Genomic DNA, 26140 nt, shown 5'->3' on the forward strand with positions numbered 1-26140 from the left:
GGGGCGGCACGGGTGGGCGCAGGCGGCACCCCTCCAGCGGGCCCGGGCCCCACCCCCGTACGGCCACCGAGGTGCGGGGGCACTGTTGCACGCCGGCTGCGGGGCGGTGGGGGCCGGTCGCGCAGTTCCCCGCGCCCCTGAAGCGCCCTGCAGCCCCGCGTCCCTGAGAGGTGTGGCCGCCGAGGGGGTCTCCTCGGCGGCCCCCCTTTTACTTCAGTGCGAGCCAGGCCACCGCTGCGATGATCGCCACGGCGGCGACGATGCCGACGATCAGGCCGATGCGCGGGCCGCCGCCCGTGGCCGCCGCCTGCCTGCCTGCGGGGGCCTCGTCGACGAACGCGCGGAACATCTGGGTGCTGCCGGCGGGGTCGTGATTGCCCTGCGGGCCCTGGGTGTTAGCCATGGACCGAGACCCTAGCGAATCACCGTCCGGCGCCCCAAGCGGGGCGGGACCGAAGCGGCGCACCCGCTCCGACCTGCGTGTTTACTGGCGCGATTACTTGCCTTTGCCAACTTTTTGGGCCGAGCGGGCCGTTTTTATTTGCCTTCAGCAACCATCCATACCTACGGTTGCTTCAAGCAACGAAACGGAGGTGCCATGGCCGAGTCGGCACAGTACGAGGAGCTGGTCCGGCAGTTCAGCGCCTTCGGCGCCGTCAAACGGGAGATGAACCGGCTGATGCCGTCGGACTGCCCGAGCGGCTCCGCGGCGGTGCTGACCGTGCTGGGCCGCGACGGCGACATGCGGATGAGCAGGCTCGCCGAGCTGCTGTCCGTGGACATGTCCGTCACCAGCCGCCACGTCGCCCATCTGGCCGAGCGCGGCTGGATCGAGCGCTCCCCCGACCCCGCCGACAAGCGGTCCCGCATCCTGCGCCTCACCCCGGCCGGCCGGACCCGGCTCGACGAGCTGTTCCGGCTCACGACACAGCTCCTCGCCGAGCGGCTGTGCGACTGGTCGGACGAAGAGGTCGGCCGCCTCACGCAGCTGATGGCACGGCTGAGGAGCAGCTTCGGCGACCCTCGCACCGTGCCCCGGCAGGCACCCTCCGCGCTCGAACAGACCACCCGTACACCCGCAAGCACATAAGAGAAGGAAGTCCATGGCAACGACCACACCGAACGGTGTGCGGGCTCATGCCAAGCACGGGGGAGGCTCCTCCCAGGACGCTCCGATGACCCACCGGCAGATCATGGAGGCGCTGTCCGGGCTGTTGCTCGGCATGTTCTGCGCCATCCTGTCGTCGACCATCGTCACCAACGCCCTGCCCGAGATCGTCTCCGACCTCGGCGGCGGCCAGAGCGCCTACACCTGGGTCGTCACCGCCTCGCTGCTGACGATGACCGCCTCCACCCCGCTGTGGGGCAAGCTCGCCGACCTCATCAGCAAGAAGGCCCTGGTCCAGACGGCCCTGGTGGTCTTCGTGATCGGCTCGATCGTGGCCGGCACGGCGCAGAACCCGGCGATGCTGATCACCGCGCGCGCCATCCAGGGCCTCGGCGGCGGCGGTCTCGCCGCGCTGGCCCAGATCATCATGGCCGCGATGATCTCCCCGCGTGAGCGCGGGCGGTACTCCGGCTACCTGGGCGCGACCTTCGCGGTCGCGACCGTCGGCGGCCCGCTGCTCGGCGGCGTCATCACCGACACCAGCTGGCTCGGCTGGCGCTGGTGCCTCTTCGTGGGCGTCCCCTTCGCCCTCATCGCGCTGGTCGTGCTCCAGAAGACGCTGAACCTGCCCCTGGTGAAGCGGGAGGTCAAGGTCGACTGGGCCGGCGCCTTCTTCGTCACCGCGGCCGTCTGCCTGCTGCTCGTCTGGGTCACCTTCGCCGACGACAAGTACGCGTGGATGTCCTGGCAGACCGGGGTGATGGTCGGCGGCGCGATCCTGCTGACGCTGATCTTCCTGCTCGTCGAGTCCAGGGCGAGCGAGCCGATCATCCCGCTGCGCCTGTTCCGCAACCGCACCATCGCGCTGGCCTCGCTGGCCTCGCTGTTCGTCGGCATCGCGATGTTCGCGGGCACCGTCTACTTCAGCCAGTACTTCCAGCTGGCCCGGGACAAGTCCCCGACCATGTCGGGCGTCATGACCATCCCGATGATCGGCGGACTGTTCATATCGTCGACCGTCTCCGGCATCGTCATCACCAAGACCGGCCGCTGGAAGGCCTGGCTGCTGTCGGGCGGCGTGCTGCTCACGGCGGGCCTCGGCCTGCTGAGCACCATGCGCTACGACACCCCGTACTGGCACATCGGCATCTTCATGGCGCTGATGGGTCTGGGCGTCGGCATGATGATGCAGAACCTGGTGCTCTGCACGCAGAACCAGGTGGCCCCGAGCGACCTGGGCGCGGCCTCCTCCGTGGTCACGTTCTTCCGCTCGCTCGGCGGCGCGGTGGGCGTCTCCGTGCTCGGCTCGGTGATGGCGTCCCGGATCAGCCACTACGCGGCGGACACCATCGGCACGCTCGACCCGCAGGAGCAGGCGGCGGCCGCCAAGGCCTCCGGCAGCGGCACCATCCCCGACATGGACCTGCTGCCCCCGGGCATCCGCACCTGGCTGGAGAGCGCCTACGGCCACGGCATCGCCGACATCTTCCTGTACGTCGCGCCGGTCGCCGCCCTCGGCTTCCTGGTGACGATCTTCATCAAGGAGGTCCCGCTGCGGACCACCGGCGCGCTGGCCCAGGCCGCGCAGGAGCAGGCCGCCGCGGCCGGCGACCCGGTCGCCCCGGCCGTCGCGGAGGCCGCCGCCGCCCCGGCCGGGGGCGCCGCCCCCGCGGGACCGGCCGTCTCCGAGACGCAGGCCGCCGGGCAGGACACCTTCGCCCAGCCGGTGTCCGCCGTCGCCACCGCCGCCCGGCCCGAGGAGTCCGGCTCCGCCGGCATCCCGGTGCGCGGCTTCGTCCGGGGCGCCGACAGCACCCCGGTGCCCCGCGCCGCCGTCACGCTGATCTCCCTGGGCGGACGCCAGCTGGGCCGCTGCGTGGCCCAGGACGACGGCTCCTACGCGGTGGACGCCCCCTCGGCGGGGTCGTACGTCCTGATCGCCGCCGCCGACGGCCACCAGCCGCAGGCGTCGACGGTCGTCGTGAACGGCGAGCCGGTGTCCTACGACGTCCTGCTCAGCGGCACCAGCGGCATGACCGGTGTGGTCCGCGCCGCGGAGACCGGGCAGCCGGTGAAGGACGCGATGGTGATCGTCACCGATGTGCGCGGGGACCTGCTGGCCACCGGGACCACCGGTGAGCAGGGCGAGTTCTCGTTCACCGAGCTGGTGCCGGGCGCGGTGACCGTGGCGGTGAACGCCGCCGGGTACCGGCCGCGCGCCCTGCCGGTCGAGATCGGCGCCACCGGCGTCACCCGGGTCGAGGCCGACCTGGAGACCGGCGCCCACGTCCGGGGCGTGATCCGCGCGCCGCACGGTCCGCTGGCCGACGCCCGGGTCACCCTGGTCGACGCGGAGGGCAACGTGGTCGGCACTGCCACGACCGGCGACGACGGCGCGTACGCCTTCGCCGACCTGGACGGCGGCGAGTACACCGTCATCGCGACGGGCTACCCGCCGGTGGCGAGCGCCCTGACCGTCGCGGGACCCGGTGTCGACGACCACGACATCGAGCTCGCCCACCCGGGCGAGTAGCCCGAGTTCCGGCCCGTGGCGGGCCCGCGCGTCCTGTAGCGGAGACGCGCCCCGCCACGGGCCGGTCGTATCACGACCTTTTCATGAGCCTTTTCAGGGAGAAGACGGGATGCCACTGACCGCGAGGATCCGCACCCGGGACGGATGGGCCGTGTCGCACGCGGTCGTCACGCTGACCGACGGGACCGGCAGCCAGGTGCTGCGCGCCGAGGCGGACGCCGAGGGCGCCGTCCGGGACGCCACCGAGCTGGCGCCGGGGGCGTACACCGCCGTCGTGACCGCGGTCGGGTACGCGCCCGCCGCCGCCAGCGCGCTCGTCACCGCGAGCGGGCGCACGGAGATCGGGACGGTGACGCTGGCCAGGACCGGGGGCACGGAACTGCCGCCGCCCGGGCCGTGGACCGTGGACCCGGTGCACTCCAGCGTGGCCGCGGTCGCCCAGCACCTGGGCATCTCCAGCGTGCGGGGCCGGTTCACGGACTTCACCGCCTCGGTGGAGATCGCCCCGGACGACGTGACGAAGTCGCGGGTGGAGGCGGTGGTCCGGGCCGCGTCCATCGACACCGGCAACGGGATGCGCGACACCCATCTGCGGTCCCCGGACTTCCTGGACGTCGCGCGGTACCCGGAGATCGTCTACCGGTCCACGGGGCTGACCCAGGCGGGCACCGACCGCTGGACCGTGCACGGCGAGCTGACCATGCGCGGCGTGGTCCGCCCGGTCGACCTGGACCTGGCGTACCTCGGCACCGGGGCCGACCCCTGGGGCGGCACCCGCGCGGCCTTCCGCGCCACCACGGAGCTGCGCCGCGAGGACTTCGCGATGCACTACAACCAGGTCGTCCAGGCCGGCATCGCCGCCGTCGGCACCACGCTCCGGGTGGAGCTGGACGTCCAGGCCGTGCAGGGGGAGACGCTCCCGGAGCTCTGAGCGGGGCCCGCGCGGGGCCCGGCGCGGCGTCCGGACCTCGGCCGCTTCCGGTCCTGTGCCCCGGCGTGGTGCAATGGGCACAGGGTCAGGAAGCGGCCTATCCGATTCCGGACGACCATGTCAGGTGATGCCGTGACCCTTCCGCCTTCTTCCTCCGAGCCCTTCGATTCCCCCGAGCGTGTGATGCTCCCGCTGCCGTCGGAGATCGACGCCCGCAACGCCGACGGCCTGCTGCCGCTGATCATGTACCAGGCCCGCTCCGGCTCCGAGGGGCCCGCGCGGGTGATGGTCCTGGACCTGTCCGCGACGCGTTTCATGGACTCCCAGGGCATCCGTCTGATCAACGACGCCCGGCGCCTGCTGCTCCCCGACACCCGGGTGCACGTGGTGGCCCTGCCGGAGAGCGTGGCCGGCCGCGTCCTGGAGGTGACCGGACTGCGCCGCGACGTGCCCGTGTACGACAACCTCCCCGAGGCGATGGCGGCCTAGGCTGACGCCATGGCACCGAACATCGCGACCAACACCCGCGTCTCCCTCGACGAGTTGCTCGACTTCGTACGCCCCCGCCACCACGCGGTCCTGCTCACCCGCCGCTCCGACGGCTCCCCGCAGGGGTCGCCGCTGACCTGCGGCGTCGACGACTCCGGACGGATCGTGGTGTCCACCTACCCGGAGCGCGCGAAGACGCGCAACGCCAAGCGGGACCCCCGGGTCAGCCTGATCGTCCTGAGCGACGACTGGAACGGCCCCTGGGTGCAGATCGACGGCACTGCCGAGGTGCTGGACGTGCCCGACTCGGTGGAGCCGCTGGTCGAGTACTACCGGAACATCGCCGGTGAGCACCCCGACTGGGACGAGTACCGCGCGGCGATGGTGAAGCAGGGCAAGTCGCTGATCCGGGTCACCCCGGAGCGCTGGGGGCCGGTGGCGACGGGCGGTTTCCCGGCGCGGCTGGCGGAGGGCGAGTAGCGCCCGCGCCCTGCCGGGGCACGGTCCGCGGCTCGTGGCCGTTCCGGTCAGGCGCGGCCGCGGGCGGCCATCGCCTCGATGCCGGCGATCAGCAGGTCCAGCGCGAAGGTGAAGTCCCGTTCGAGCATCTCCTCGACCGTGTCGCCGCCCCGCGCCTCCATGATGCGGGCCGACCGTCCGATGACGTCGGAGGCGTCCGGGGCCTTGAGCACCTCGGTCATGGCCCGGTGGTGGTACTCGTCGGGGGTCAGGCCCGTCGAGGCCACCCGGGCGCGGAAGTGGCCCTCCACCGTGCCGTGCCCGTACACGAACTGGAACACGGCGGCGATCGCCCCGGTCACCTCGTGCCCGGGCAGACCGGTGCGGCCGAGGACCCGCTGGACCGCGCCGGAGAACCTCAGCGCGTGCGGGCCGACGTTGAGGAAGCGGCCGACGAGCGCCGGCAGCCACGGGTGCCGCACCAGCAGCGCCCGGTACGCGCGGGCCAGCGCGCGCAGCTCGTCGCGCCAGTCCTCGCCGGTGTCCGGCCCGGGCAGGGCGAGCTCGCCGAAGGCGCGGTCCAGGGCCAGTTCGAGCAGGTCGTCCTTGGTGTCGACGTACCAGTAGACGGACATCGCGGTGACGTCCAGCGCGGCGGCGAGGCGGCGCATGGAGAACTTCTCCAGGCCCTCGGCGTCCAGCAGCCGCACGGTGGCCTCGGTGATCCGGTCCCGGTCGAGACCGGAGGGCCGGCCCCCGCCGCGCCTGCCGCCCCGCTCCTGGTCACGGTCCCGGTCCCGGTCCGCCAGCCAGACGCTGGGCCGCGGCGCCTTCCCGGACCGCCGGTCCGACCTCACCATGGCGCACCTTCCTCGACTCGCCGACGCCAATTCATGCTAGGCGTCCGCCTTGCCGTGCGGGGGCTGCGCTTCGGCGAGGTCGGCGGGGTCGGCATGGCCGTCCCGGCCGGCATGGTCGGCGCGGTCGGCGCGGTGGAGCAGCGTCGCCGCGAGGAGTCCGCCGAGCAGCACCGCGGCCGAGCCGACCAGCAGGCTCGTCTCCAGCCCGGAGGAGAACGCCCCGGTGATCTCCGCGCGTTCGCGGTCCGAGCCGGCCGCGGCCAGCGCCGCCGGCAGCGAGGCCGCCGCGACCGGGACCAGCGCGGCGAAGCGCGCGTTCAGCACGGCGCCGAGCACGGCCACGCCGAGTCCGTTGCCGAACTCGGCCAGCGTGCCGTTGATCCCGGCGCCGACGCCCGCCTTCTCGCGCGGCACGGAACTCATCACGGCGTGGGCCATCACCGGGCTGCCGATCGCGGTGCCGGCGCCGATCAGCACCAGCCCGAGCAGCGTGCCGCCGTAGCCGTGCCCGGTGAGCGTGGCGATCGACACCAGCCCGGCCGCCATCAGCCCCATGCCGACCGCGATGGACAGCGGAGTGCCCATCTTCGCCGCCCACCTGGTGCCCACGCCGGTGAAGTTGAGGGCGACCACGGTCAGCGCCATCGGCGCGGTGCGCAGCCCCGCCTCCAGCGGGCCGTAGCCCAGCACGAACTGGAGGTACTGGGTGAGCAGGAAGAGCGCGCCGCCCATCCCGAAGGTGATGAGCACCAGCCCGCCGACCGCGCCGGTGAAGCGCCGGTTGCGGAAGAAGTGCGGGTCGAGCATCGGGTACGGGATCCGGCTCTCCCAGTACGCGAAGACGCCGAGCACCAGGGCCGCCGCGCCCGCGGTGGCGAGCACCCTGCCGGACGTCCAGCCGTGCTCCGGGCCGGAGATGATCGCGTAGACCAGGGCCGTCATGCCGATCGTGGAGAGCACCGCGCCGACCAGGTCGGGCCGGTCGCCCTGCCGGTTCCGCGACTCCGGGACGTACGCCGCGACGGCGGCCAGCGCGAGGGCCGCGACCGGCAGGTTGATCAGGAAGATCGAGCCCCACCAGAAGTGGTTGAGCATGAACCCGCCGACCAGCGGACCGGCCGCGAAGCCCAGGGAGTTGACCGCGCTCCAGATGCCGATGGCCTTGGGCTGCTCCTCGGGCGTGAAGATCTGCATGACCACGGCGAGGGTGGTGGTCAGCAGCAGCGCCCCGCCGACGCCCATGCCCGCCCGCGCGGCGATCAGCTGCCCGGAGGACTGCGCCAGTCCCGCCACCAGCGACCCCGCGCCGAACAGGGCCAGACCCACGATCAGCATCTTCTTCCGGCCGTAACGGTCGGCCGCGTTGCCCGCGCTGAGCAGCAGGCCCGACTGCACCAGGGAGTACGCGTTGATCATCCACTGGATGTCGGCGGTCGAGGCGTCCATCTCCCGGGTGAGGGAGGGGATCGCCACGTTCAGCACCGTGTTGTCCAGCAGCACGGTGAGCTGGGCGAGACAGATGACGCCGAGTATCAGCCAGCGCCGTGCGTGCCCCCGGGGCTGTTCCTGGAGGGAGGTGGTCATGCCGTACACCGTAGAACGGGGCTTTTACGGTGTACGGCATGGGGTGCCGGTACGGCGGTCAGCTGGTGGATGTCGGGCGGGTGAGGTCGTAGAAGGTGGCCGAGCCGGCGGTGACCTGCGCGAAGTTGGCCTGCACCCAGGAGGTGATCTGGGCGGAGGTGCCGTTGCCCCCGCCCCGGCCGGACCCGCCCTCACCCACGGGGCCGCCGCCCATGCCGCCTCCGCCGGAGACGAAGTAGTGGATGCGGCCGTCCTTCACGTACTGCTGGAACTGCGCGAGGGTCGGGGACGGGTCGGTGCCGTTGAAGCCGCCGATCGCCATGACCGGTGCGCCGGTGGCGAGCTGGTAGCTCGCGGCGTTCTGCGCGCCGACCGCCGCGGCGGCCCACGTGTAGTCGTCGGCGTCGGTCTCCAGCAGTTCGCGTGCCTCGGTGTCGACGGAGGCGCCGCCGAGGAGCCCGCCCATGCCGCCGCCCGCGCCGCGGGGGGTGCGGTTGGGGGAGGCGGATTCGGCTGTGCCGCCGGTGCCGCCGGGTCGGCCGCCTGTGGTGCCCCCCTGGCCCGACGGGCCGCCGCCGGGGAAGCCGCCAGTGCCGTTGGCGCCGGGTGGGGTGCCGTTCCAGGGGCCGCCTCCGCCCTGTCCGGGGCTTCCGCCTCCGCCGGGGCCTCCGGCCTGGCCGCCGCCGGGGAAACGGCCGCCGCCGCCCATGCCCGCCGCTGCCGCGGGCCCGGCTGTGACGATGGAGCCGGAGTGCCCCTCCCGCACGGTGCTCAGGGTGTACGCCGTCGGGCCGGCCAGACTGGCGACGAGGCCCAGTCCGGCCGCCGCGAGCGTCACCCGGCGTCCCGTCCGGCCCGCGAAGACCAGCCCGAGCGCGGCGGTCAGCCCGCCCACCAGCACGAACCAGCGCAGCCACGGCACGTAGTCGGGCGTGCGGTGCAGCAGGACGTACCCCCAGGCCGCCGTCGCGGTGACGGCCGCCGCAAGGGTGAGGGCGGCCCACGTCTCCCGCCGCCTGCGCCACACCAGACCGGCCCCCATGCCGGTCACGGCCGCCAGGTAGGGGGCCAGCGCCACCGTGTAGTACTGGTGGAAGATGCCGGCCATGAAGCTGAAGACCACCGCGGTCGTCAGCAGCGAGCCGCCCCACACCAGGAACGCGGCGCGGGCCGGGTCGGTCCGTCCCGCCTTCCGGGTCAGGACCAGGGCGGCGACCAGCAGGATCAGCGCGGCGGGCAGCAGCCAGGAGATCTGGCCGCCGATGTCGCTGTCGAACATCCGGTCCCAGCCGGTCTCGCCCCAGCGTCCACCGCCGCCGCCCGGGCCGCCCCCGCCGCCGACGCTGCCCGTCTCGTCGCCGTTGAGCCGGCCGAGGCCGTTGTAGCCGAAGGTCAGCTCCAGGAAGCTGTTGTTCTGCGAGCCTCCGATGTACGGCCGTGAGGACGCCGGCCACAGCTCGACCACCGCGACCCACCAGCCGCCCGACACCACGAGCGCGACGGTCGCCAGGGCGAGCTGGAGGAACCGCTTGCGCGGGCGGACGGGGGCGCAGACCGCGTAGACCGCGGCCAGCGCGGGGAGGATCAGGAACGCCTGGAGCGTCTTGGTGAGGAACGCGAAGCCGACGGCGACGCCCGCCCACACCAGCCACTTGGTCCGGCCGTCCTCCAGGGCACGGACGACGAGGTGACAGGCGACGGCCATCAGCAGCGCGAGCAGCGCGTCCGGGTTGTTGAAGCGGAACATCAGCGCCGCGACCGGGGTCAGCGCGAGGACCGCCCCCGCGAGGAGCGCGGCACCCGGACCGGAACGGCGGCGCACGGACGCGTGCACGACGGCGACCGCCCCGACGCCCATGAGCACCTCGGGTACCAGGATCGCCCAGGAGTTGAGACCGAACAGGCGCACGGAGAGGGCCATCGGCCAGAGCGCGGCCGGGGGCTTGTCGACGGTGATGGCGTTCGCCGCGTCGAGCGAGCCGAAGAAGAAGGCTTTCCAGGACTGGCTGCCCGCCTGCACGGCCGCGGAGTAGAAGGAGTTGGCGTAGCCGGAGGCCTGGAGGTTCCAGAGGTAGAGCAGGCCGGTGACGAGCAGCAGGGCGAGGAAGGCGGGCCGCGCCCAGCGGGGGTTCGCGGGGTCGGGGCCGGCGGGGCCGGGAGCCGGGACGGGCGCGGGCGCGGGTGGCGAGCCGACGAGGGCCACGGCACCGGCTGGCGCGCCGTGCGACGCGGGCACGGCATTCGCGTGCGGGTCGTGTGGGGTGGTCATCGGGGGTTCCTCTGATCGTGGTCGAGCCGCCGGGCGGGGAGCGGCGGACGGTCCGGGGCGGGCGGCGGTGTGACGGACGTTCCGTACGGAGGCGTGAGCGGGGCCGGCTCGGCCGCCTGGGCCTCCCGGGAGGCCGTGGCGTTCCGCGAGACAGGCGCCGGGGCGCCACACCCGGCCGCTGCGTGTGCAGGCGGCACATCGGGCTGCCGGTGAGCGGGGTCGGCGGCGAGGGTCGGAGGCCGGGGATCCGTCCGCGCGGGCGGGGGGACGGGCGCGGGCGCGCCGTGCCCGGACGCCGTACGGCCTGACGTGGGCGCGTCCCCACGCCCGGTCGCTGCCTGTCCAGGCGCTGCACCGGCCTCCCAGGAAGCCGCATCGGCCGCAGACGAAGGCCGTGAAGCCGGGTCGGCGGCAGGGGCCGGAGGCCGGAGAGCCGTCCGCGCGGACGGAGGGACGGGCGCCGGCACGCCGTGCCCGAACGCCAGCGGCGTGGACGCCGTACAGCCTGACGTGGGCGCGTCCCCACGCCCGGTCGCTGCCTGTCCAGGCGCTGCACCGGCCTCCCGGGAAGCCGCATCGGCCGCAGACGAAGGCCGTGAAGCCGTGTCGGCGGCAGGGGCCGGAAGCCTCGAGGCATCGTCAACACCTGCGGCCGGAGGCCGGGAACCCGCGGAGGCCGGAGGGCGGTCCGGGAAGAGCCAGGCTCGGAACAGCAGGAAACGCAGGACCGTCGCCGCCAGGTTGGCGGCCACCAGGACCGCCAACTCCGTGGAGTGGCCGGGGTCGCTGCTCGCCGTGTCGAGGGCGGCGAGTGAGCCGCTGGTCAGGGCGAGGCCGATGGCGAGGACGACCAGGCCCTGCGCCTGGTGGCGGACCATCCCGCCGCGTCCCCGCACCCGGAAGGTGAGCCGGCGGTTCGCGGCGGTGTTGGCGACCGTCGACACCAGCAGGGCGAGCCCGTTGGCGAGCTGGGAGCCGGTGAAGGAGCGGAAGCCGCTGTAGAGGAGCAGGTAGAACGCGGTGGACAGGATGCCGACGGCACAGAAGCCGACCAGCTGGCGGGCCAGTCCGCGCGGCACGTCCGCGAGGTCCCGGTCGCGCGGGTCGTCGCCGAAGGGCCGGGCGAGCCGGTCCAGCGGCAGCGCGCCGGTGGCCAGCGCCCTGCCGACCCGCCAGACGCCCTTCAGGTCCTCCGTTGCCGTCCGCACGATGTGGACGGTGGAGTCGGGGTCGTCGACCCAGTCGACCGGAACCTCGTGGATCCGCAGCCCCGCCCGTTCGGCGAGCACCAGCAGCTCGGTGTCGAAGAACCAGCCGCTGTCCTCCACCAGCGGCAGCAGCACCTGCGCCACGTCGCGGCGGATCGCCTTGAACCCGCACTGCGCGTCGGAGAAGCGCGCCTGGAGCGAGCCGCGCAGGATCAGGTTGTAGCCGCGGCTGATGAACTCCCGTTTGGCGCCCCGCACCACCCGCGCGCTGCGGCTCAGCCGGGAGCCGATGGCCAGGTCGGAGTGGCCGGAGATCAGGGGCGCGACCAGCGGCAGCAGGGCGTTGAGGTCGGTGGACAGGTCCACGTCCATGTAGGCGAGGACGGGCGCGTCGGACGCGGACCAGACGGTCCGCAGCGCCCGTCCGCGCCCCTTCCGCTCGAGCCGTACGGACCGCACCTCCTCGATCCGCCGCGCCAGGTCGGCGGCGATGAGCGGGGTGCCGTCGGTGGAGGCGTTGTCGGCGATCGTGATGCGGAACGCGTACGGGAAGGTCCGGGTGAGGTGTTCGTGCAGACGGCGGACGCAGGGCTGGAGGTCCTTCTCCTCGTTGAACACGGGGACGACGACGTCCAGGACCGGTGTGCCGGCCCAGGCGGCCGGAAGGTGCTCCCGAGCCGGCAGCGTGCCGGGACGATGATCGGTTCGCATGCGACCGACCCTGGTCAACCGGTCTGTCGTACCTCTGTGGTGAGGCTGTGCCAGGGCTGTGAGTCCGGCGCGGCGGCGGGCAGGGACGGCGCCACGGATGCCGTGGGACCAGCGGGCGCCGTACCCGCCGGTGCCGGCAGACGGAGGCTGAACACCGTCCGGCCGGGCTCGCTGGAGACGGTCACCGAGCCGCCGTGCGCGGCCGCCACGGCCTGCACGATCGCCAGCCCGAGCCCCGTCGACCCGGTGGCCCGGGTGCGGGCCGAGTCGCCGCGCGCGAACCGTTCGAAGACGTGCGGCAGCAGCTCGGGCGGGATGCCGGGCCCGTCGTCGGCGACGTCCACCCGCAGCAGAGGGCCCTCGCGGCGCACCCGGGTGGTGACGGTGGTGCCCGGCGGGGTGTGGGTGCGGGCGTTGGCGAGCAGGTTGACGAGGACCTGCTGCAGGCGGGCGGCGTCGGCGGTGACCGGTGCGGGCGCGTCGGGCAGGTCGAGGCGCCAGTGGTGGCCGGGTCCCGCGGCGCGGGCGTCGCTGACGGTGTCCACGACCAGCGGCACCACATCGGTCTCCTCCCTGCGCAGGGGCCGTCCCGCGTCCAGGCGGGCCAGCAGCAGCAGGTCCTCCACCAGCAGGGTCATCCGCCCGGCCTCGGACTCGATCCGGCGCAGCGCGTGCCGGGTGTCCGGGCCGGCCTCCTCCCGGCCGCGCCGGGTGAGTTCGGCGTACCCGCGGATGGAGGCGAGCGGGGTGCGCAGTTCATGACTGGCGTCCGCGACGAACTGCCGTACCCGGGTCTCGCTCAGCTGGCGGGCGTGCAGGGCGCCGTGGACGTGGTCGAGCATGCGGTTCAGGGCGGCGCCGACCCGGCCGACCTCGGTGTGCGGATCGCACTCGGACTCCGGGACGCGTTCCTTCAGCGTCACCTCGCCCCGGTGCAGGGGGAGTTCGGCGACGCGGGTGGCGGTGGCGGCGACCCGGCGCAGCGGGCGGGTGGCGACGCCGACGATGACGGCGCCGGCCAGGGACGCGGCGACGAGACCGGCGGCGGTGACGCTGATCTCCACCAGGATCAGGGTGGTGACGGTGGCGTCGACGTCGGCGGTGGGGAGGGCGATGTAGAAGGCGCCGTTGGGCCCCTCAGCGTGGACGACCCGGTAGGTGCCGAGTCCGGGGAGGTCGGCGGTGTGCTCCCGCCCGTCGCGCTCCACGTCCGCCAGGGCGGCGAGCTGCGCGCCGGTGAGGCGGCCGGCCTCGGGCGTGCGGACGCCGTTCACCTCGCGGGACTCGCTCACCACCCCGCCGGTCACGGTGCCGTCCACGACGGTGGCGCCGACGGTGCCGAACATCTGCGGGCCCCTCGTCACGAAGTCGAGGGGCTCCCGGGGCGGCCCGGGGCGCGGCCCGGCGCCGAGCGGACCGCCCGTCGCCCGCATCGCCACCTCGCGCAGCTGCCCGTCGAGCTGTTCGTACAGATGGGAGCGCAGGGCCAGCGCGGTCACCGTGCCGATCACCGCGCACACCACCGCGATCAGCGTGACGGACGCGACGACGAGCCGCGTCCGCAGCGTGCGCGGACGTGGGCGCCCCGGTCGTCTCACGACACCGCGGGCTTCAGCAGGTAACCGGCGCCGCGCCGGGTGTGGATCATCGGCTCCCGGCCCGCGTCGATCTTCCGGCGCAGGTACGAGATGTACAGCTCGACGACGTTCGCCTGGCCGCCGAAGTCGTAGGACCAGACGCGGTCGAGGATCTGCGCCTTGCTGAGCACCCGGCGCGGGTTGCGCATCAGGAAACGCAGCAGCTCGAACTCGGTGGCGGTCAGGTGGATGCTCGTGCCGCCGCGGGTCACCTCGTGGCTCTCCTCGTCCAGGGTGAGGTCGCCGACCACCAGCAGGGCGTCGGAGCGGCGATCGCTCGCGTAGGAGCGGCGGATCAGACCGCGCAGCCGCGCGACGACCTCCTCCAGGCTGAACGGCTTGGTCACGTAGTCGTCGCCGCCCGCGGTCAGCCCGGCGATCCGGTCCTCGACGGCGTCCTTCGCGGTGAGGAACAGCACGGGCACGTCCGGCAGTTCGCGCCGGAGCCGGCCGAGGACGGACAGCCCGTCCATGTCGGGCAGCATCATGTCCAGGACGACGGCGTCGGGCCGGAATTCGCGGGCCGCGCGGAGGGCGCCTTGGCCGTCGGCCGCGCTGCGGATCTGCCAGCCCTCGTAGCGCAGGGCCAGGGAGAGCAGCTCGGTGATCGACTGCTCGTCGTCCACCACCAGCACCCGGACGGAGCTCCCGTCCGGCCTGAGCAGTTCGGTGCGCCCCTGGGGCGAGATCGTGGTCATGACGGACACGATCGGGACGTCCTCTGAGAGCACCCTTTCGTCTGTCTGTGTTTTCCCTGAGAAATCCACAGGGTGTGTGCAGGGCGCGTCTCTGCCTCAGGCGGCGGGCTCCGGTGTGTCCGGCAGTGCGAAGAGCCGGGCCGCGTTGTCGTGGCACACCGCCCGCAGCCAGTCGTCGCCGAGCCCGAGACCCGCGAGGGCGTCGAGCTGATGGGCGTACGGGTACGGGATGTTGGGGAAGTCGGTGCCGAGCAGCACGCGGTCGCCGAGGGCGGCCAGCCGGGGCAGCGCGCGCCGGGGGAACGGCGCCATCCGCTCGCTGAAGCCGGTGAACGCCATGGTGGTGTCCAGACGGACCTCCCGGTACCGCTCGGCCAGGTCGAGGAAGTCCTCGTACTCGGGCATGCCCATGTGGGCCACGACGAGCCGCAGCCGGGGGTGGCGGGCCAGCACACGGGCGACCGGTCCGGGTCCGGTGTGCTTGCCGGGGGCGGGGCCCGAACCGCAGTGGACCACCACGGGGACGCCCGCCTCGGCGAGCAGCCCCCAGCAGGCGTCGAGCGCCTCGTCGGACGGGTCGTACGCGCCGACCTGCACATGCGCCTTGAAGACGCGCGTCCCCTGCTCGACGGCCTCGCGGACGTAGGCGGCGGCGCCGGGCTCGGGGAAGAGGGTGGACGTGTGCAGGCAGTCGGGGGTGCGGCGGGCGAATCCGGCGGCCCAGTCGTTGAGCCAGCGGGCCATGCCCGGCTTGTGCGGGTAGAGCATCGCCGTGAAGGCACGCACCCCGAACGCCCGCAGCAGCGCGACCCGTCCGGCCTCCTCCCGCCGGTACGTGATCGGCCACTCGACGCCCCCGGTGAGCGGCCCGAGCGCGTCGAAGTACGCCCACACCTTGCGCAGCACGCGCTCGGGCATGAAGTGCGTGTGCACGTCGACGAGGCCGGGCAGCCCGAGGGCCTGCCAGAAGCGGCGGACCTCCTCGGCCTCGGCGGGCTCGGCGGGTCTGGCGGGCTCGGCGGCCTCGGCGGGTTTGGCGGGTCTGGCGGGCTCGGCGGCCTCGGCGGGTTTGGCGGGTCTGGCGGGCTCGGCGGCCTCGGCGGGTTTGGCGGGTCTGGCGGGCTCGGCGGCCTCGGCGGGTTTGGCGGGTCTGGCGGGCTCGGCGGCCTCGGCGGGTTTGGCGGGCTCGGGGGACGCGGTGGACGCGGTGGCCGCGGTGGACCGCGTGGCCTCGCCGGAGGCGGCCGGCCGTGTCGGCGGGTGAGCGCTCATGGCGACACGATCACCCGCGGGGGAGGGGGCGGTCCAGCCCCCGGATCCTGCTCCGCGGCTCAGAACAGCCCGTCCTGGGCGGTCGCCCGCTCCCTCAGCGCCCGTACCGGCACCTCGACCCGGCGTCCCGCGGCCGGCAGCAGCTCCCAGCCGGGCAGCAGGCGGGTGTCCAGCACCAGGACGCCCCGGTCCGTCGCCAGGTGCAGATCGGGCCCGGCGGCCGCCACCAGCTCCCCGCTCACCGCGCCGCCGGCGACCAGCTCCCCCACCACGCCCGCCGGTGCCGGCGCCCGTGCCAGCGCGAACGCCTCCACGTGGTCGACGGGACGGAACGGCTCGGGGTCGAGCGACTCCGGCCAGCCGGTGAGGGCCAGCGCCCGCTCGTGCAGCGCGGCGATCTCGGCGGCCCGTTCCTCCCCGGTCGCCGGGAGCGCCGCCCGCGCCGCCCGCTTGGCGGCGTACGGGATGCGGTCGGGCACCCGCAGCGCGGCGCGCAGCAGCTCCTCCGTGCGCCGCGCCGCCATCAGCGGCCCGGTGCCCAGCCAGCTGAAGCAGACCGCCCCCTGCTCCAGCAGCCGGGCCGGCCCCCGCCGCGCGCCGGTGATCCCGACCTTGGTCATCCCGGGCCCGAACCACGCCAGGTACACCCGGTACGGCCGGGGGTCGTCGGCGAGCGTGTCGGCGGCCACCGAGTGCGCCCGGTCCAGGCGGGCGCACTCCTCGCAGCGCGGCCCGGTGCTCCGCGCGGACACCCGCGCGGAGTGCGGACACATGTTCCCCCGTGCTCCCACACAGGTCCGCGCTCCCCCTTCCGCGACCCCGAAGGCCACCGTCTTCCCCCAGGTCAGCGCCGAGCGCCGGCCCCCGTCCCAGATCAGCACGGGACCGCCCGCCGTCCAGCTCAGCCCCGCACACCGCCATGCCTGTGCCATCCCTGCCGAGCGTAGGGGGGACCACTGACAACGGGTCACGTGACGACGGGTCGCACGACCACGGCTCGCACGACCACGGCTCGCCTGACAACCGGTACCTGCGTCTGCGCGGCCCGTCCCGCCCACGCGCGGCACCGCCGCCGGCTCAGCCCCCCGCACCCACCGCGCCGGCCCCCGCCCGCCGGGCCGGCTCGGCCCCGTCGCCCGGCGCCGTCACAGGCACCGGAGCCGTCACGACGACCGCCTCGCCCTTCCGTCCCGCCAGCCGGCATCCCAGGCACGTCGCGTGCCCCGCGCGGGCGCCGCTGTCGCGCACCCGCCAGCTCCACTCCTCCCGCGGCCGCGGCCCCGAGGGCTTGCCCCAGCCGACGAGGTGGAGGACCCAGGTGACGAGCAGCGCGAGCACGTCGACCGCCGCTCCGGCGACGAGCAGCGGCGCCGAGACGGTGCAGACGCCCGCGCCCAGGACGGACGTCCCGACGACGGCGATTCCGCAGCCGGTCCAGCCGGCGACTGTGTGCCCGTGGTCATATGGATGCGCGCTCATGTCTGCCCCTCCGCGGCGTCGGCGTTCCTCCGGACGAAATGTCTCACGTCCTAAGGAATTTACAGCAGAAATCTCTCACAAGCTAAGGGAAATGGGGAAGCCCCGTCATGCACGCCAATCCGCGCCCGCCCGCCACCCAGCAGGAGGCGATGTGGGCGATGGACCGACTGATCGCGGCGCACCTGTTCGGTCAGCAGGAGATGGCCCAGGTCATGGGCTTGAACGTCACCGACGTGACCTGCTTCGGCTTCGTCCTGGAGGCGGGCGACGACCTGCTCACCGCCGGTGAGCTGGCCGAGCGGGTCAACGTCACCACCGGCGCGATGACCGGCGTCCTCAACCGCCTCGAACGGGCCGGCTTCATCACCCGCCGCCCCGACCCCGCCGACCGCCGCCGCGTCCGCGTGGCCGCGCAGCCCGACGCGGTGGCCATGGCGCGCAGGCTCTACGAGCCGTACTACGCCCGCCTCGCCGAGCTGTTCGCGGACTACTCGCCCGAGGAACTGGCCGTGCTGAACGACTGGTTCAGGCGCGCCACCCGGCTCGCCGAGGCCTTCCGCGAGGAGAGCCGCCGCCAGACCTGACCCGGCTCAGGGCGCCGAGGTGCCGGGTACCGCCCGCGGTGCCACTCTGAATGGGATCGGATCCGCATGCGATCGAACCGCTCGGGGACATCGAAAGGTCGACAACATGGCCAGCAATGTCAGCGGTAGGGGTCACCACGGCACCAGCTGGGAGGCCCGCAGCCCCTGGGCGGCGAGCTGGACGGTCGCCGCCGCCTTCCTGATGGTGTTCGGCGGCATCATGGCGATCTTCGAGGGCATCGCCGCCATCGCCCGTGACGACGTCTTCGTCGCCACCCCGAACTTCACGTACGCGTTCAGCCTGACCGGCTGGGGCTGGGTGCATCTGATCCTCGGCGCGCTGGTCGCCGCCGCGGGCATGGCACTGTTCCGGGGGGCCGCCTGGGCCCGTGCCGTGGGTGTCGTGCTGGCCGGGCTGAGCATGATCGCCCACTTCGTGTGGCTGCCCTACCAGCCGGTGTGGTCGATCGTCCTCATCGTCATCGACGGCTTCGTCATCTGGGCCCTGTGCGCACCCCGCCGCGAGTCCCCGGCGTAGAGGGCCCGTCCGGGGGACCGCGCGGAGGCCGGTCCGGGGGCAGGTCCGGCGCCTGGCCCTGGGTGATCCAGCTGGCCGGGCTGACCGCGATGGTCACCGCGTACTTCCTGCTGCCGCTGGACCGGCTCGGCCCGCGCCGCCCGGTGCTGAGCTGGGTGCTGTTCGGCGCGGCCCTCGGGCTGATCGCCGTCCTGCTGCTGGTCCAGGTCGCCCGGGTGCTGCTGAACGACCCGGGTGCCCGCCCGTGGCTGGTCATCCCGCCGCTGATCTGTCTGTCCGTCCTGGTCTTCGCGACCGCCTACCAGGGGCTCGCCCAGCGCCCCGGCGAACTGGACGGCATCGGCACGCGCCTGGACGCCCTGTACTTCACGCTGGTCACGCTCGCCACCGTCGGGTACGGGGACATCACCCCACGCGGCCAGTCCGCGCGGCTCGTCGCGATCCTCCAGATCCTCTACAGCTTCATCTTCCTCACGGCGGCGGCCACCGCCCTGACCAACCATCTGCGCAACGCCCTGCGTCAGCACGGGAATTCGGACCCGCCGCGATGACCGGCGCGACGGCCGCCACGAGGGCCCCGCGCCCGCGTCGCGCACCAATGTGACCGGAGTCACACTGAAAGGGGCAGGGTGTGTTCCCCGGTGGCCACGGCAGCCCCGGCGGCCCCGGGACCGCTCTCCCAGGACCCCGGACGAACACGGCCGGACGCCCCGGATGCCGGGACGCCCCGGCGGGCCAGGACGCCGGTTCGTCCGCCCGCGGGCCCGCATCCGGTTCCGCACTGCTCCGAGGGGTGTCCGCTCATGAGCGGCATGGACGCAACCGCACTGGACAATCTGCGCGAGGCCCTGCGAGGCGACCTGGTGACGCCGCAGGACGCCGAATACGACGAGACCCGCACCATCTACAACGCGATGATCGACCGCCGTCCCGCCGCCGTCGCCCGCTGCACGGGCACGGCGGACGTGCGCACCACGATCGCCTTCGCCCGGCAGACGGGCGTCGAGCTGGCCGTGCGGGGCGGCGGGCACAGCGGCCCCGGCCTGTGCCTGGTCGACGGCGGGCTCACCCTCGACCTGTCCCCGATGCGCTGGGCGCGGGTCGACCCGGTGAACAGGACGGCCCAGGTGGGCGGGGGCAGCCGGCTCGGCGACCTGGACCACGAGACGCACAGCTTCGGGCTCGCCGTGCCCGCCGGCATCAACTCCAACACCGGCGTGGGCGGACTCACGCTGGGCGGCGGCCACGGCCACCTCACCCGCAAGTACGGCCTGACGATCGACAACCTGGTGGCCGCCGACGTGGTCCTGGCCGACGGGAGCGTCGTCACGGCCACCGAGAAGGAACACCCGGACCTGCTGTGGGCCCTGCGGGGCGGCGGCGGCAACTTCGGCGTGGTCACCTCGTTCACCTTCCGGCTGCACCCGGTGCACACGGTCGGCGTGGCGGCCACCGTGTGGCCGATCGAGCAAACCACGGACGTGCTGCGCTGGTACCGGGAGTTCCTGCCCGCGGCGTCCGAGGACCTCAACGGCTTCTTCGCCGTCATGGTCGTCCCGCCCGCCCCGCCCTTCCCCGAACCGCTGCACGGGCGGAAGGTGTGCGCCGTGGTCTGGTGCTACACCGGCGACCTGGAGGGCGGACGCCTCGACGACGTGCTGTCCGTGGTGAACGACCCGGCCCCGCCGGCGTTCCACTTCGCCACGCCGATGCCGTACCCGATGCTCCAGTCGATGTTCGACGAGCTGGTCCCGCCGGGGCTCCAGTGGTACTGGCGCGGCGACTTCTTCGACACGATCACCGACGAGGCGGCCGCGGTGCACGAACGGTTCGGCGAGGCACTGCCGACCGGCCTGTCGACCATGCACCTGTACCCGGTCGACGGAGCGGCCCACGACGTCTCCGCGGGCGAGACGGCCTGGGCCTACCGGGACGCCACCTGGTCCGGCGTCGTCGCCGGCGTCGACCCCGACCCGGCCAACGCCGACGTGATCCGCCAGTGGTGCGTCGACTACTGGGCGGAACTCCACCCGCACTCGATGGGCGGCTCCTACGTCAATTTCATCGGCGAGTTCGACGACACCGACAGCGTCCGCGCCACGTACCGCGACAACTACGCCCGCCTCCGCGCCGTCAAACACACCTACGACCCGGACAACGTCTTCCACGCCAACCAGAACATCCCCCCGGCCACGGCGTAGGGCTCCAGGGTGTGCTTTCCCTCACCTGAACCAGCATCCTCACCCTGCTCCCCTTCTGTACGAGCGGCGGGTCTGGATAAGTGGGCGAGCGGTCAGCTGCCTTAAGCAGGTCAATGACCCGCTCATGGGTGTCTCCGACTCGGTCTTGAACGCGCACCCTCACGAACACGTGTTTCACGTCTCGCATTGCCCTCTCCGTGAACCACCCCAGGAAGACGAACTGCTGCCCTGCGAGTGGCCACCCCGGGCCAAGGCTGTTCACCGCGAAGTCTGCGCGATGCTCAAGTCCGGTGGCCTCGATCGAGGCCACCGCCCCGTCGCGCGTCCCCCAGTCCTCAGAGTCGAGGACTCCTCCGGCGTGTGCCGCAGGGGTGTAGGCGACTCGGTAGCTCACGTCCACCGTGACAGCGACATCCTGACTGCTGTGGCCCCGTCCGTGCCGGTGACAGGGTTGCCGGGAGCGCTGCGGAACTCGATCGTCTCCGCCTGATGGGCGTCCGCGTCGACCTTCTCACCGTCCAGAACGGCGGACTCCTCGGCGGTCTTCATGAAGGCCGCGCAGTCCGCCGATGAACCGATCGTGTTCACGAGGGGGAAGGCAAGGGGCACCCCGTCCGGAACGCTGCACGCGTGCTCGACCTGAGTGGCCTATCCATGGGCCGGACGCCCGGGGGAGGCGATCAAGGGCTCGCCTTCATTGCGTGTCCAAGGGCGATGAGACCCAGGCCGATGACAGCGCCGGTCGGGTAGGAGAGGCCGCTGACTGCCACGAGCACCGCACCGGCTCCCCACACCCTCGGCTGCCGCACATTGCGTTGCAGCCATCGCCCTGGCAGGCGCCCGAGCAACAGGCCGTGAATTCCCAGCACTGCGCATGTCAGCCACAGAGTGATCACTGCGACAGCCGCAGCCGGCACCATGGTCGCGAACGCCGTCCCCACGGCTCCCCCCAGACATCTGTGCGTCGGCAGCCACAGCGAGCGGCCTGCTGCCGGATGTCATGGACGGTACCGGCTGGCGCGGTTGCTGGGCGCCGCCGTTGTACGCGTGACAAACGCCAGAGGCCCCGGATTGCTCCGGGGCCTCTGGACTGTGTGCACTCGGCAGGATTCGAACCTGCAACCTTCTGATCCGTAGTCAGATGCTCTATCCGTTAAGCTACGAGTGCTTGTCTCTTCATTTGTCTCGCCGCTCCCGGCCCTTTCGGCCCGCTCGCGGCGACAGGAAGAACATTACATGACTGCCGCCGCCATGTGAAATCCGTTAGCCCTACCCCTTGTGACCTGCGGAAACGCCGTAGGGGGCGCGGACCGTCCGGGGGAACGACGAAGCCCCGGCCGCTGGGGCCGGGGCTTCGTGTTCGGGGCGGAGGCGGAGGGATTTGAACCCTCGATGGGCTTTAAGGCCCAAACCGCATTAGCAGTGCGGCGCCATAGACCGGACTAGGCGACGCCTCCATGCACAACCTGCTGCGCGCGGGCGCGAGCGGGTGGTGCGTGCCGATGATGACACAACCGTGTGGGGTGTCACCAATCGCCCCCCACGGTACTAGGCGGGGAGCCCGCAGAGCAAAGCCCTTCCGACCGGCACGTCGTCGTGGCGCAACGTCCCGCGTTGCGACGCGTTGATCACGGCATGACTGCCCTCCCCCTGTTCCCTCCCTCCTTTCCGTCCTCATCCACGCGACGGCGGCTCCTCACCGGCGGCGCCGCGCTCGCCGCGGTCCTCGCCTCGCTCGCCGCGTCCCCCTCCCCGGCACGGGCAGGCGGGCCCGCGCCGGACGGCGACCGGCTCACCGTCACCGTGCGGAACGCGGGCAGCGGGGCGGACGAGACGTACGAGGTGCGGTGCCGGCCGAGCGGCGGCACGCATCCCGACCCCGAGGGCGCCTGCGCGGCCGTCGAGCGGCGGACGCGGTGGGGACAGGACGCCTTCGCCCCGGTGGATCCGGACGCCGTGTGCACCATGCAGTACGGCGGCCCCGCCACCGCCCGGATCACCGGCACCTGGGCCGGCCGCCGCGTCGACGCGACGTACGACCGTACGAACGGATGCGCGATCGCGCGGTGGGACCGGCTCGTGCCGCTGCTGCCCGAGGTGGGCCGGGGGGCGGGTGCGGCGGGGGCGTAAAGGTCCCGCGAAGGTTCCCGGCGCGTCGGCCCAGGCAGGCGCGGTTGGGGACGTACCGGGCGTCACATCACCGTCACCTCGGGGTGCGATGTGCGTCCCATCCGGCGTCCCCGGCGCACCCCCAGCCCTTAGACTCCCTCCCGTGACACGTTGCGGGCCGGTTGGCAAGATGGCCCGAGCGGTCGGCACGTCGCGGTAACAGGGAGGAAGCGTCTCGTGAGCAGCAGGCCATCCCGAGGCGCTGCTCGCCTCGCAGCCATACTGGACGCGCTTCCCGACGCCCTGGTGCTGGTCAACGCCAACGGGACGGTCGTCAACGCCAACAGCATCGCCCTCGAGGCCTTCGAGGCGCCGGGCACCGCCCTTGTGGGGCGCGGGCTGCTGGACCTGCTGCCGGAGTTCGACAGCAAGCTCATCCCCGGCTCCATGCGGCGCCCCGACCACATCGACCCCCGCGGACGCACCAAGCCGACCCGGATGACCGCCCGGCGGACCGACGGGACCGAATTCCCCGTCGAGGTCACCAGCGCCAACCTCGAGAACACGCAGCACACCTACGACAGTTACGGCTACACCGGCGACGAGCTGCTGATGCTCGTCGTCCGTGACCTCTCCGGCACCGTCGACACCGAGGCCGAGCTCGCCCGGTCGCAGCGGCAGACGGAGATGATCCTGCGGGCCGCCTCCGAGGGTGTCGTCGGCACCGACACCGACGGGCGGATCGTCCTGGTCAACCCGGCCGCCGCCCAGATCCTCGGCTACCGGGCCGGCGAGCTCGGCGGCCGCGAACTGCACACCCTCGTGCTGCACTCGCGCGCGGACGGCTCTCCCTTCCCGTACGCCGAGTCCCCGCTCGCCGACACCCTGCGCTCCGGCCGCAAGCACCGCGTGCGCGGCCAGGTCCTCTACGCCAAGAACGGCGACAAGCTGCCCGTCGACCTCACCACCGCCCCGGTGCGCGACGGCGACCAGCTGGTCGGCGCGGTCATGACGTTCCTCGACCGCCGCCCCTACGACGCGCTGGCCAAGGAGAAGGAGACCGCCGAGCGGGAGCACGCCGAGGAGCTGGAGCGGCTCGCCGAGGAGCACGCCTCCGAGCTGACCGCCCTGCGCCAGAGCCACGTCACCGAGGTGGAGGAGCTCCGCGAACAGCACGCGGAGGAACTCGCCGCGCACGAGGAGCGGTACGCGGCCCTCGGCGAGCGCGAGAAGGACCGCTACGAGGCCCTCGCCGCCCGGCACGACCAGCTGCTCACCCTCCTCGGCCGCTCCCTGCGCGGCCCGCTCGACGAACTGCGCCGCGAACTCGCCGCGCTGGCCGCCGACGACGCGGGCCAGCTGTGGCCCGAGGCCAACCAGGTGCTTCACCACCTGTCGGCCGGTTACTCCCGCATCACCACCCTCATCGACAACGTCCTCGGCTACCAGCGGCTCGACGCCGGGGCCGAGCAGATCGCCCGTACGAAGGTGATGCTCGACGCGGTCGTCGCGGCCGGTGTCGACGGGGCCGTGGAGCTGATCGGCCCCGGCCGGGTGCAGTTCGCGGTGCACGCGCCGCCCATCGAGGCCGAGGTGGACGCGCGTCTGCTCGCGACCGCCCTCGCGCATCTGGTCGCCGACGTCGCGGGCGTCGACGCGACCGGCAACACGCCCCTGTCGGCGGGCGGTTACCTGGACAACACGGTCGTCGTCGCGGCGGCCCAGCGCGGCGAGGTCGTCCGCATCGAGGTGCGCGGCCCGTACGGCGGCGGCGACCCGGTGCACGAGCCGGTCGTGCGCGGGATCGTCCGGGCGCACGGCGGGGTGCTCCAGACGCACGAGGTGCCGGGGATGAGCGGCAGCGCGTTCGTCCTGGAGGTGCCGATCGGCGGCGGGGCGGGGACCGTGCCGCAGGAGACGGCGGCGCAGGCCGAGGAGCCCGGAGCTTCCGTCGAGACCGCCGAGCCGGCTCCGGGCGGCGGACGGCGGCGGGCGCGGCGCGCGTCCGTCGACGCGTTCCTGGAGAGCGACGTGCCGGGCGGCGGCGACGGCGATGCTCCGGCGGCGGCCGGGGCCGAGGCGCCGCAGCCCACCGGGCGGCGCAGGCGGCGGGCGGCGGCTCCGGCCGAGCCCGCGCAGGCACAGCAGGGGCAGGGGCAGCCGGGGCAGGCACAGCCACAGGCCCAGTTGCCGGCTCAGGTGTCCGGTGAGGGCGCGGTCGCGTCCGGCGGGACCGGGCGGCGGCGGGGCCGTCCTGCCGAGGCCGCGGCCGCCGCGACGGGCGCCGAGGTCGAACTCGCCGGTGCCGCGGGGGCGGGTGCGGGGGTGTCCGAGGGCGCCGTCGTCACCGCGGCCGAGCACGCGGCGGGCGCCGCCGCCTCCAACACCGGGCTGGGCGGGACCGTACCGCCGCAGGGTGTGCCCGCACCGTCCGGACGCCGGGCCCGGCGCGCGTCCGGTGAACAGCAGGCGCTCGCACCGGCGCTGCCCGCGGGCGGCGACACGAACGGCGCGCCCGGCGCGGTCGCCGTGCACGTGCCCGCGCAGGGCACGGGGCCGGACCAGCAGCCGCAGCCGACGGGACGACGCCGGCGTGCGCTGGCCGCCGCGAACGAGCGAGCGGCGGCGCAGGAGGCCGCGCCGCGCACGGTGTTCGCGCTGCCGCCGGCCGGCGCGGACCAGGACGAGCAGGCGGGCCGCGCCGCCGAAGAGCAGGTCGCGGCGCAGGCGGCCCCGGCGGCTCCGCAGGTCCAGCAGACGCCGCAGACGCCCCAGATTCCGCAGGCGCCTGTGGTGCCGGGTCAGGTGCCGGGTGGCCAAGCGGTCGCGCCGGTGACGCCGGGCGCCGTGGCGAACGGACAGGCGGCCGGTCAGACGCCGCAGCCGGTCCCGCCGGGCGCACAGCCTGGGGGACCCGCTGCCGGACAGGCCGTACCTCCGAACGGGCAGGCGGTGCCGAGCGCGCCGCAGGCGGTTCCTCCGCACGCGCAGGCCGGCACGCCCGGACTCCAGCCGGTCGGGACGAACGCCGCGGGAGCGGGGGCGGCCCCGCAGCCTGCCGCGCCGGGTCTCCAGCCCGTCGGCCCCCACGCGCAGCCCGTACCGCCGACCCCGCAGCCCGTACCGCCCAACGCACCCGCCGCCGGACCCGCACCCCAGCCCGCCGCGCCGGGTCTCCAGCCCGTCGGCCCCCACGCGCAGCCCGTACCGCCGACCCCGCAGCCCGTACCGCCCAACGCACCCGCCGCCGCCGGACCCGCACCCCAGCCCGCCGCGCCGGGGCTCCAGCCGGTAGGCCCGCAGCCGCAGGCCCCGCAGCCGGTCCCGCCGAACCAGCAGGGCGCGGCGGCGACGCCCCAGGCAGCCGGACCGGACCTCCAGCCCGTCGGCTCGAACGCGCAGCCCGTACCGCCGAACGCGCCGGCCGCCGGACCCGCGCCTCAGCCCGCCGCGCCGGGGCTCCAGCCGGT

General features: G+C 73.8%; 22 protein-coding genes and 2 tRNA genes. 11 read left to right on the forward strand and 13 right to left on the reverse strand.

Annotated features, from left to right (window positions below; translation table 11 throughout):
• Positions 1 to 208: 208 nt before the first annotated feature.
• Positions 209 to 403: a hypothetical protein gene (locus CCN29_RS28935; protein WP_006132788.1), complete on the reverse strand. Its 195-nt coding sequence runs from the start codon at positions 401 to 403 to the stop codon at positions 209 to 211.
• A gap of 195 nt (positions 404 to 598) precedes the next feature.
• Between CCN29_RS28935 and CCN29_RS28940 the strand changes: the two genes are divergently transcribed.
• The 5 genes from CCN29_RS28940 (at position 599) to CCN29_RS28960 (ending at position 5541) form a co-directional block, all read left to right on the forward strand.
• Positions 599 to 1090 (forward strand): MarR family winged helix-turn-helix transcriptional regulator, encoded by a 492-nt coding sequence (locus CCN29_RS28940; protein ID WP_031018300.1) that lies wholly within the window; start codon positions 599 to 601, stop codon positions 1088 to 1090.
• 85 nt (positions 1091 to 1175) lie between these two features.
• A complete protein-coding gene (locus CCN29_RS28945; RefSeq protein ID WP_503167726.1) occupies positions 1176 to 3641 on the forward strand; it encodes an MFS transporter in 2466 nt (821 codons plus the stop codon).
• A gap of 109 nt (positions 3642 to 3750) precedes the next feature.
• Positions 3751 to 4572: a YceI family protein gene (locus CCN29_RS28950; protein WP_086685527.1), complete on the forward strand. Its 822-nt coding sequence runs from the start codon at positions 3751 to 3753 to the stop codon at positions 4570 to 4572.
• A 183-nt stretch (positions 4573 to 4755) separates the two neighbouring features.
• The gene (locus CCN29_RS28955; protein WP_006132783.1) at positions 4756 to 5061 is read left to right on the forward strand and encodes an STAS domain-containing protein; all 306 of its coding nucleotides are present in this window, start codon (positions 4756 to 4758) and stop codon (positions 5059 to 5061) included.
• Positions 5062 to 5070: 9 nt separating this feature from the next.
• Positions 5071 to 5541 carry a PPOX class F420-dependent oxidoreductase gene (locus CCN29_RS28960; protein ID WP_006132781.1) on the forward strand — a complete coding sequence of 157 codons (471 nt, stop codon included), beginning with the start codon at positions 5071 to 5073 and terminating at the stop codon, positions 5539 to 5541.
• A 47-nt stretch (positions 5542 to 5588) separates the two neighbouring features.
• Here CCN29_RS28960 and CCN29_RS28965 read toward each other — a convergent pair whose 3' ends face one another.
• The 9 genes from CCN29_RS28965 to CCN29_RS29010 all read right to left on the reverse strand — a co-directional run bounded on the left by CCN29_RS28965 (position 5589) and on the right by CCN29_RS29010 (position 17238).
• Positions 5589 to 6380, reverse strand: coding sequence for a TetR/AcrR family transcriptional regulator (locus tag CCN29_RS28965; RefSeq protein WP_006132780.1), 792 nt, complete (start codon positions 6378 to 6380; stop codon positions 5589 to 5591).
• Positions 6381 to 6416: 36 nt separating this feature from the next.
• On the reverse strand, positions 6417 to 7964 hold the full coding sequence (locus CCN29_RS28970) for an MFS transporter (RefSeq protein ID WP_086685529.1): 1548 nt from the start codon (positions 7962 to 7964) through the stop codon (positions 6417 to 6419).
• Positions 7965 to 8022: 58 nt separating this feature from the next.
• Positions 8023 to 10233 carry a glycosyltransferase family 39 protein gene (locus tag CCN29_RS28975; RefSeq protein ID WP_086685531.1) on the reverse strand — a complete coding sequence of 737 codons (2211 nt, stop codon included), beginning with the start codon at positions 10231 to 10233 and terminating at the stop codon, positions 8023 to 8025.
• Positions 10230 to 12152 carry a bifunctional glycosyltransferase family 2/GtrA family protein gene (locus CCN29_RS36355; RefSeq protein ID WP_442538541.1) on the reverse strand — a complete coding sequence of 641 codons (1923 nt, stop codon included), beginning with the start codon at positions 12150 to 12152 and terminating at the stop codon, positions 10230 to 10232. Before CCN29_RS36355 ends, CCN29_RS28975 begins: the two co-directional genes overlap by 4 nt.
• A gap of 14 nt (positions 12153 to 12166) precedes the next feature.
• Entirely contained in the window at positions 12167 to 13750 is a 1584-nt protein-coding gene (locus tag CCN29_RS28985) for a sensor histidine kinase (RefSeq protein ID WP_086685533.1), read from the reverse strand.
• Positions 13747 to 14487, reverse strand: a complete 741-nt coding sequence (locus CCN29_RS28990; RefSeq protein ID WP_006132774.1) for a response regulator transcription factor — start codon at positions 14485 to 14487, stop codon at positions 13747 to 13749. The genes CCN29_RS28985 and CCN29_RS28990 overlap by 4 nt, the downstream gene beginning before the upstream one ends.
• A 96-nt stretch (positions 14488 to 14583) precedes the next feature.
• Positions 14584 to 15438, reverse strand: coding sequence for an amidohydrolase family protein (locus CCN29_RS28995; RefSeq protein ID WP_086685543.1), 855 nt, complete (start codon positions 15436 to 15438; stop codon positions 14584 to 14586).
• A gap of 380 nt (positions 15439 to 15818) precedes the next feature.
• Positions 15819 to 16691 carry a DUF2797 domain-containing protein gene (locus tag CCN29_RS29005; protein WP_086685535.1) on the reverse strand — a complete coding sequence of 291 codons (873 nt, stop codon included), beginning with the start codon at positions 16689 to 16691 and terminating at the stop codon, positions 15819 to 15821.
• A 145-nt stretch (positions 16692 to 16836) separates the two neighbouring features.
• On the reverse strand, positions 16837 to 17238 hold the full coding sequence (locus tag CCN29_RS29010) for an HGxxPAAW family protein (protein ID WP_086685537.1): 402 nt from the start codon (positions 17236 to 17238) through the stop codon (positions 16837 to 16839).
• 107 nt (positions 17239 to 17345) lie between these two features.
• Between CCN29_RS29010 and CCN29_RS29015 the strand changes: the two genes are divergently transcribed.
• From CCN29_RS29015 to CCN29_RS29030, 4 genes are all read left to right on the forward strand, one after another.
• Positions 17346 to 17822 carry a MarR family winged helix-turn-helix transcriptional regulator gene (locus CCN29_RS29015; protein ID WP_006132768.1) on the forward strand — a complete coding sequence of 159 codons (477 nt, stop codon included), beginning with the start codon at positions 17346 to 17348 and terminating at the stop codon, positions 17820 to 17822.
• A gap of 106 nt (positions 17823 to 17928) precedes the next feature.
• Positions 17929 to 18360 carry a DUF7144 family membrane protein gene (locus tag CCN29_RS29020; protein WP_086685540.1) on the forward strand — a complete coding sequence of 144 codons (432 nt, stop codon included), beginning with the start codon at positions 17929 to 17931 and terminating at the stop codon, positions 18358 to 18360.
• A gap of 62 nt (positions 18361 to 18422) precedes the next feature.
• Entirely contained in the window at positions 18423 to 18911 is a 489-nt protein-coding gene (locus tag CCN29_RS29025; RefSeq protein ID WP_006132766.1) for a potassium channel family protein, read from the forward strand.
• Positions 18912 to 19172: 261 nt separating this feature from the next.
• Positions 19173 to 20561 (forward strand): FAD-binding oxidoreductase, encoded by a 1389-nt coding sequence (locus tag CCN29_RS29030; protein WP_031018275.1) that lies wholly within the window; start codon positions 19173 to 19175, stop codon positions 20559 to 20561.
• 390 nt (positions 20562 to 20951) lie between these two features.
• Here the strand turns inward: CCN29_RS29030 and CCN29_RS29035 are convergent, their stop codons facing one another.
• From CCN29_RS29035 to CCN29_RS29045, 3 genes are all read right to left on the reverse strand, one after another.
• Entirely contained in the window at positions 20952 to 21149 is a 198-nt protein-coding gene (locus tag CCN29_RS29035; protein WP_442538542.1) for a hypothetical protein, read from the reverse strand.
• 507 nt (positions 21150 to 21656) lie between these two features.
• Positions 21657 to 21729: transfer RNA gene (locus CCN29_RS29040), tRNA-Arg, on the reverse strand.
• A 198-nt stretch (positions 21730 to 21927) separates the two neighbouring features.
• A tRNA-Ser gene (locus tag CCN29_RS29045) sits at positions 21928 to 22018 on the reverse strand.
• 178 nt (positions 22019 to 22196) lie between these two features.
• Here CCN29_RS29045 and CCN29_RS29050 point away from each other — a divergent pair.
• Together CCN29_RS29050 and CCN29_RS29055 are read left to right on the forward strand one after the other, a co-directional pair.
• Positions 22197 to 22691, forward strand: coding sequence for an SSI family serine proteinase inhibitor (locus CCN29_RS29050; RefSeq protein ID WP_086685542.1), 495 nt, complete (start codon positions 22197 to 22199; stop codon positions 22689 to 22691).
• 216 nt (positions 22692 to 22907) lie between these two features.
• Positions 22908 to 26140 (forward strand): PAS domain-containing protein (locus CCN29_RS29055; protein WP_442538543.1); only part of this gene is annotated, 3233 nt, incomplete at its 3' end.

This window comes from Streptomyces pseudogriseolus, from assembly GCA_002154585.1.
GTDB lineage: Bacteria > Actinomycetota > Actinomycetes > Streptomycetales > Streptomycetaceae > Streptomyces > Streptomyces pseudogriseolus.

Excerpts from the sequence above, each read along its gene's own strand:
- CCN29_RS28955 (WP_006132783.1), top strand. The coding sequence starts at position 4,756 with ATGCTCCCGCTGCCGTCGGAGATCGACGCCCGCAACGCCGACGGCCTG.
- CCN29_RS28965 (WP_006132780.1), bottom strand. The coding sequence starts at position 6,380 with ATGGTGAGGTCGGACCGGCGGTCCGGGAAGGCGCCGCGGCCCAGCGTC.
- CCN29_RS29005 (WP_086685535.1), bottom strand. The coding sequence starts at position 16,691 with ATGGCACAGGCATGGCGGTGTGCGGGGCTGAGCTGGACGGCGGGCGGT.
- CCN29_RS36355 (WP_442538541.1), bottom strand. The coding sequence starts at position 12,152 with ATGCGAACCGATCATCGTCCCGGCACGCTGCCGGCTCGGGAGCACCTT.
- CCN29_RS29030 (WP_031018275.1), top strand. The coding sequence starts at position 19,173 with ATGGACGCAACCGCACTGGACAATCTGCGCGAGGCCCTGCGAGGCGAC.
- CCN29_RS28950 (WP_086685527.1), top strand. The coding sequence starts at position 3,751 with ATGCCACTGACCGCGAGGATCCGCACCCGGGACGGATGGGCCGTGTCG.
- CCN29_RS28935 (WP_006132788.1), bottom strand. The coding sequence starts at position 403 with ATGGCTAACACCCAGGGCCCGCAGGGCAATCACGACCCCGCCGGCAGC.
- CCN29_RS28940 (WP_031018300.1), top strand. The coding sequence starts at position 599 with ATGGCCGAGTCGGCACAGTACGAGGAGCTGGTCCGGCAGTTCAGCGCC.
- CCN29_RS29020 (WP_086685540.1), top strand. The coding sequence starts at position 17,929 with ATGGCCAGCAATGTCAGCGGTAGGGGTCACCACGGCACCAGCTGGGAG.
- CCN29_RS28975 (WP_086685531.1), bottom strand. The coding sequence starts at position 10,233 with ATGACCACCCCACACGACCCGCACGCGAATGCCGTGCCCGCGTCGCAC.
- CCN29_RS28970 (WP_086685529.1), bottom strand. The coding sequence starts at position 7,964 with ATGACCACCTCCCTCCAGGAACAGCCCCGGGGGCACGCACGGCGCTGG.
- CCN29_RS29050 (WP_086685542.1), top strand. The coding sequence starts at position 22,197 with ATGACTGCCCTCCCCCTGTTCCCTCCCTCCTTTCCGTCCTCATCCACG.
- CCN29_RS29015 (WP_006132768.1), top strand. The coding sequence starts at position 17,346 with ATGCACGCCAATCCGCGCCCGCCCGCCACCCAGCAGGAGGCGATGTGG.
- CCN29_RS28960 (WP_006132781.1), top strand. The coding sequence starts at position 5,071 with ATGGCACCGAACATCGCGACCAACACCCGCGTCTCCCTCGACGAGTTG.
- CCN29_RS28945 (WP_503167726.1), top strand. The coding sequence starts at position 1,176 with ATGACCCACCGGCAGATCATGGAGGCGCTGTCCGGGCTGTTGCTCGGC.
- CCN29_RS29010 (WP_086685537.1), bottom strand. The coding sequence starts at position 17,238 with ATGAGCGCGCATCCATATGACCACGGGCACACAGTCGCCGGCTGGACC.
- CCN29_RS28990 (WP_006132774.1), bottom strand. The coding sequence starts at position 14,487 with ATGACCACGATCTCGCCCCAGGGGCGCACCGAACTGCTCAGGCCGGAC.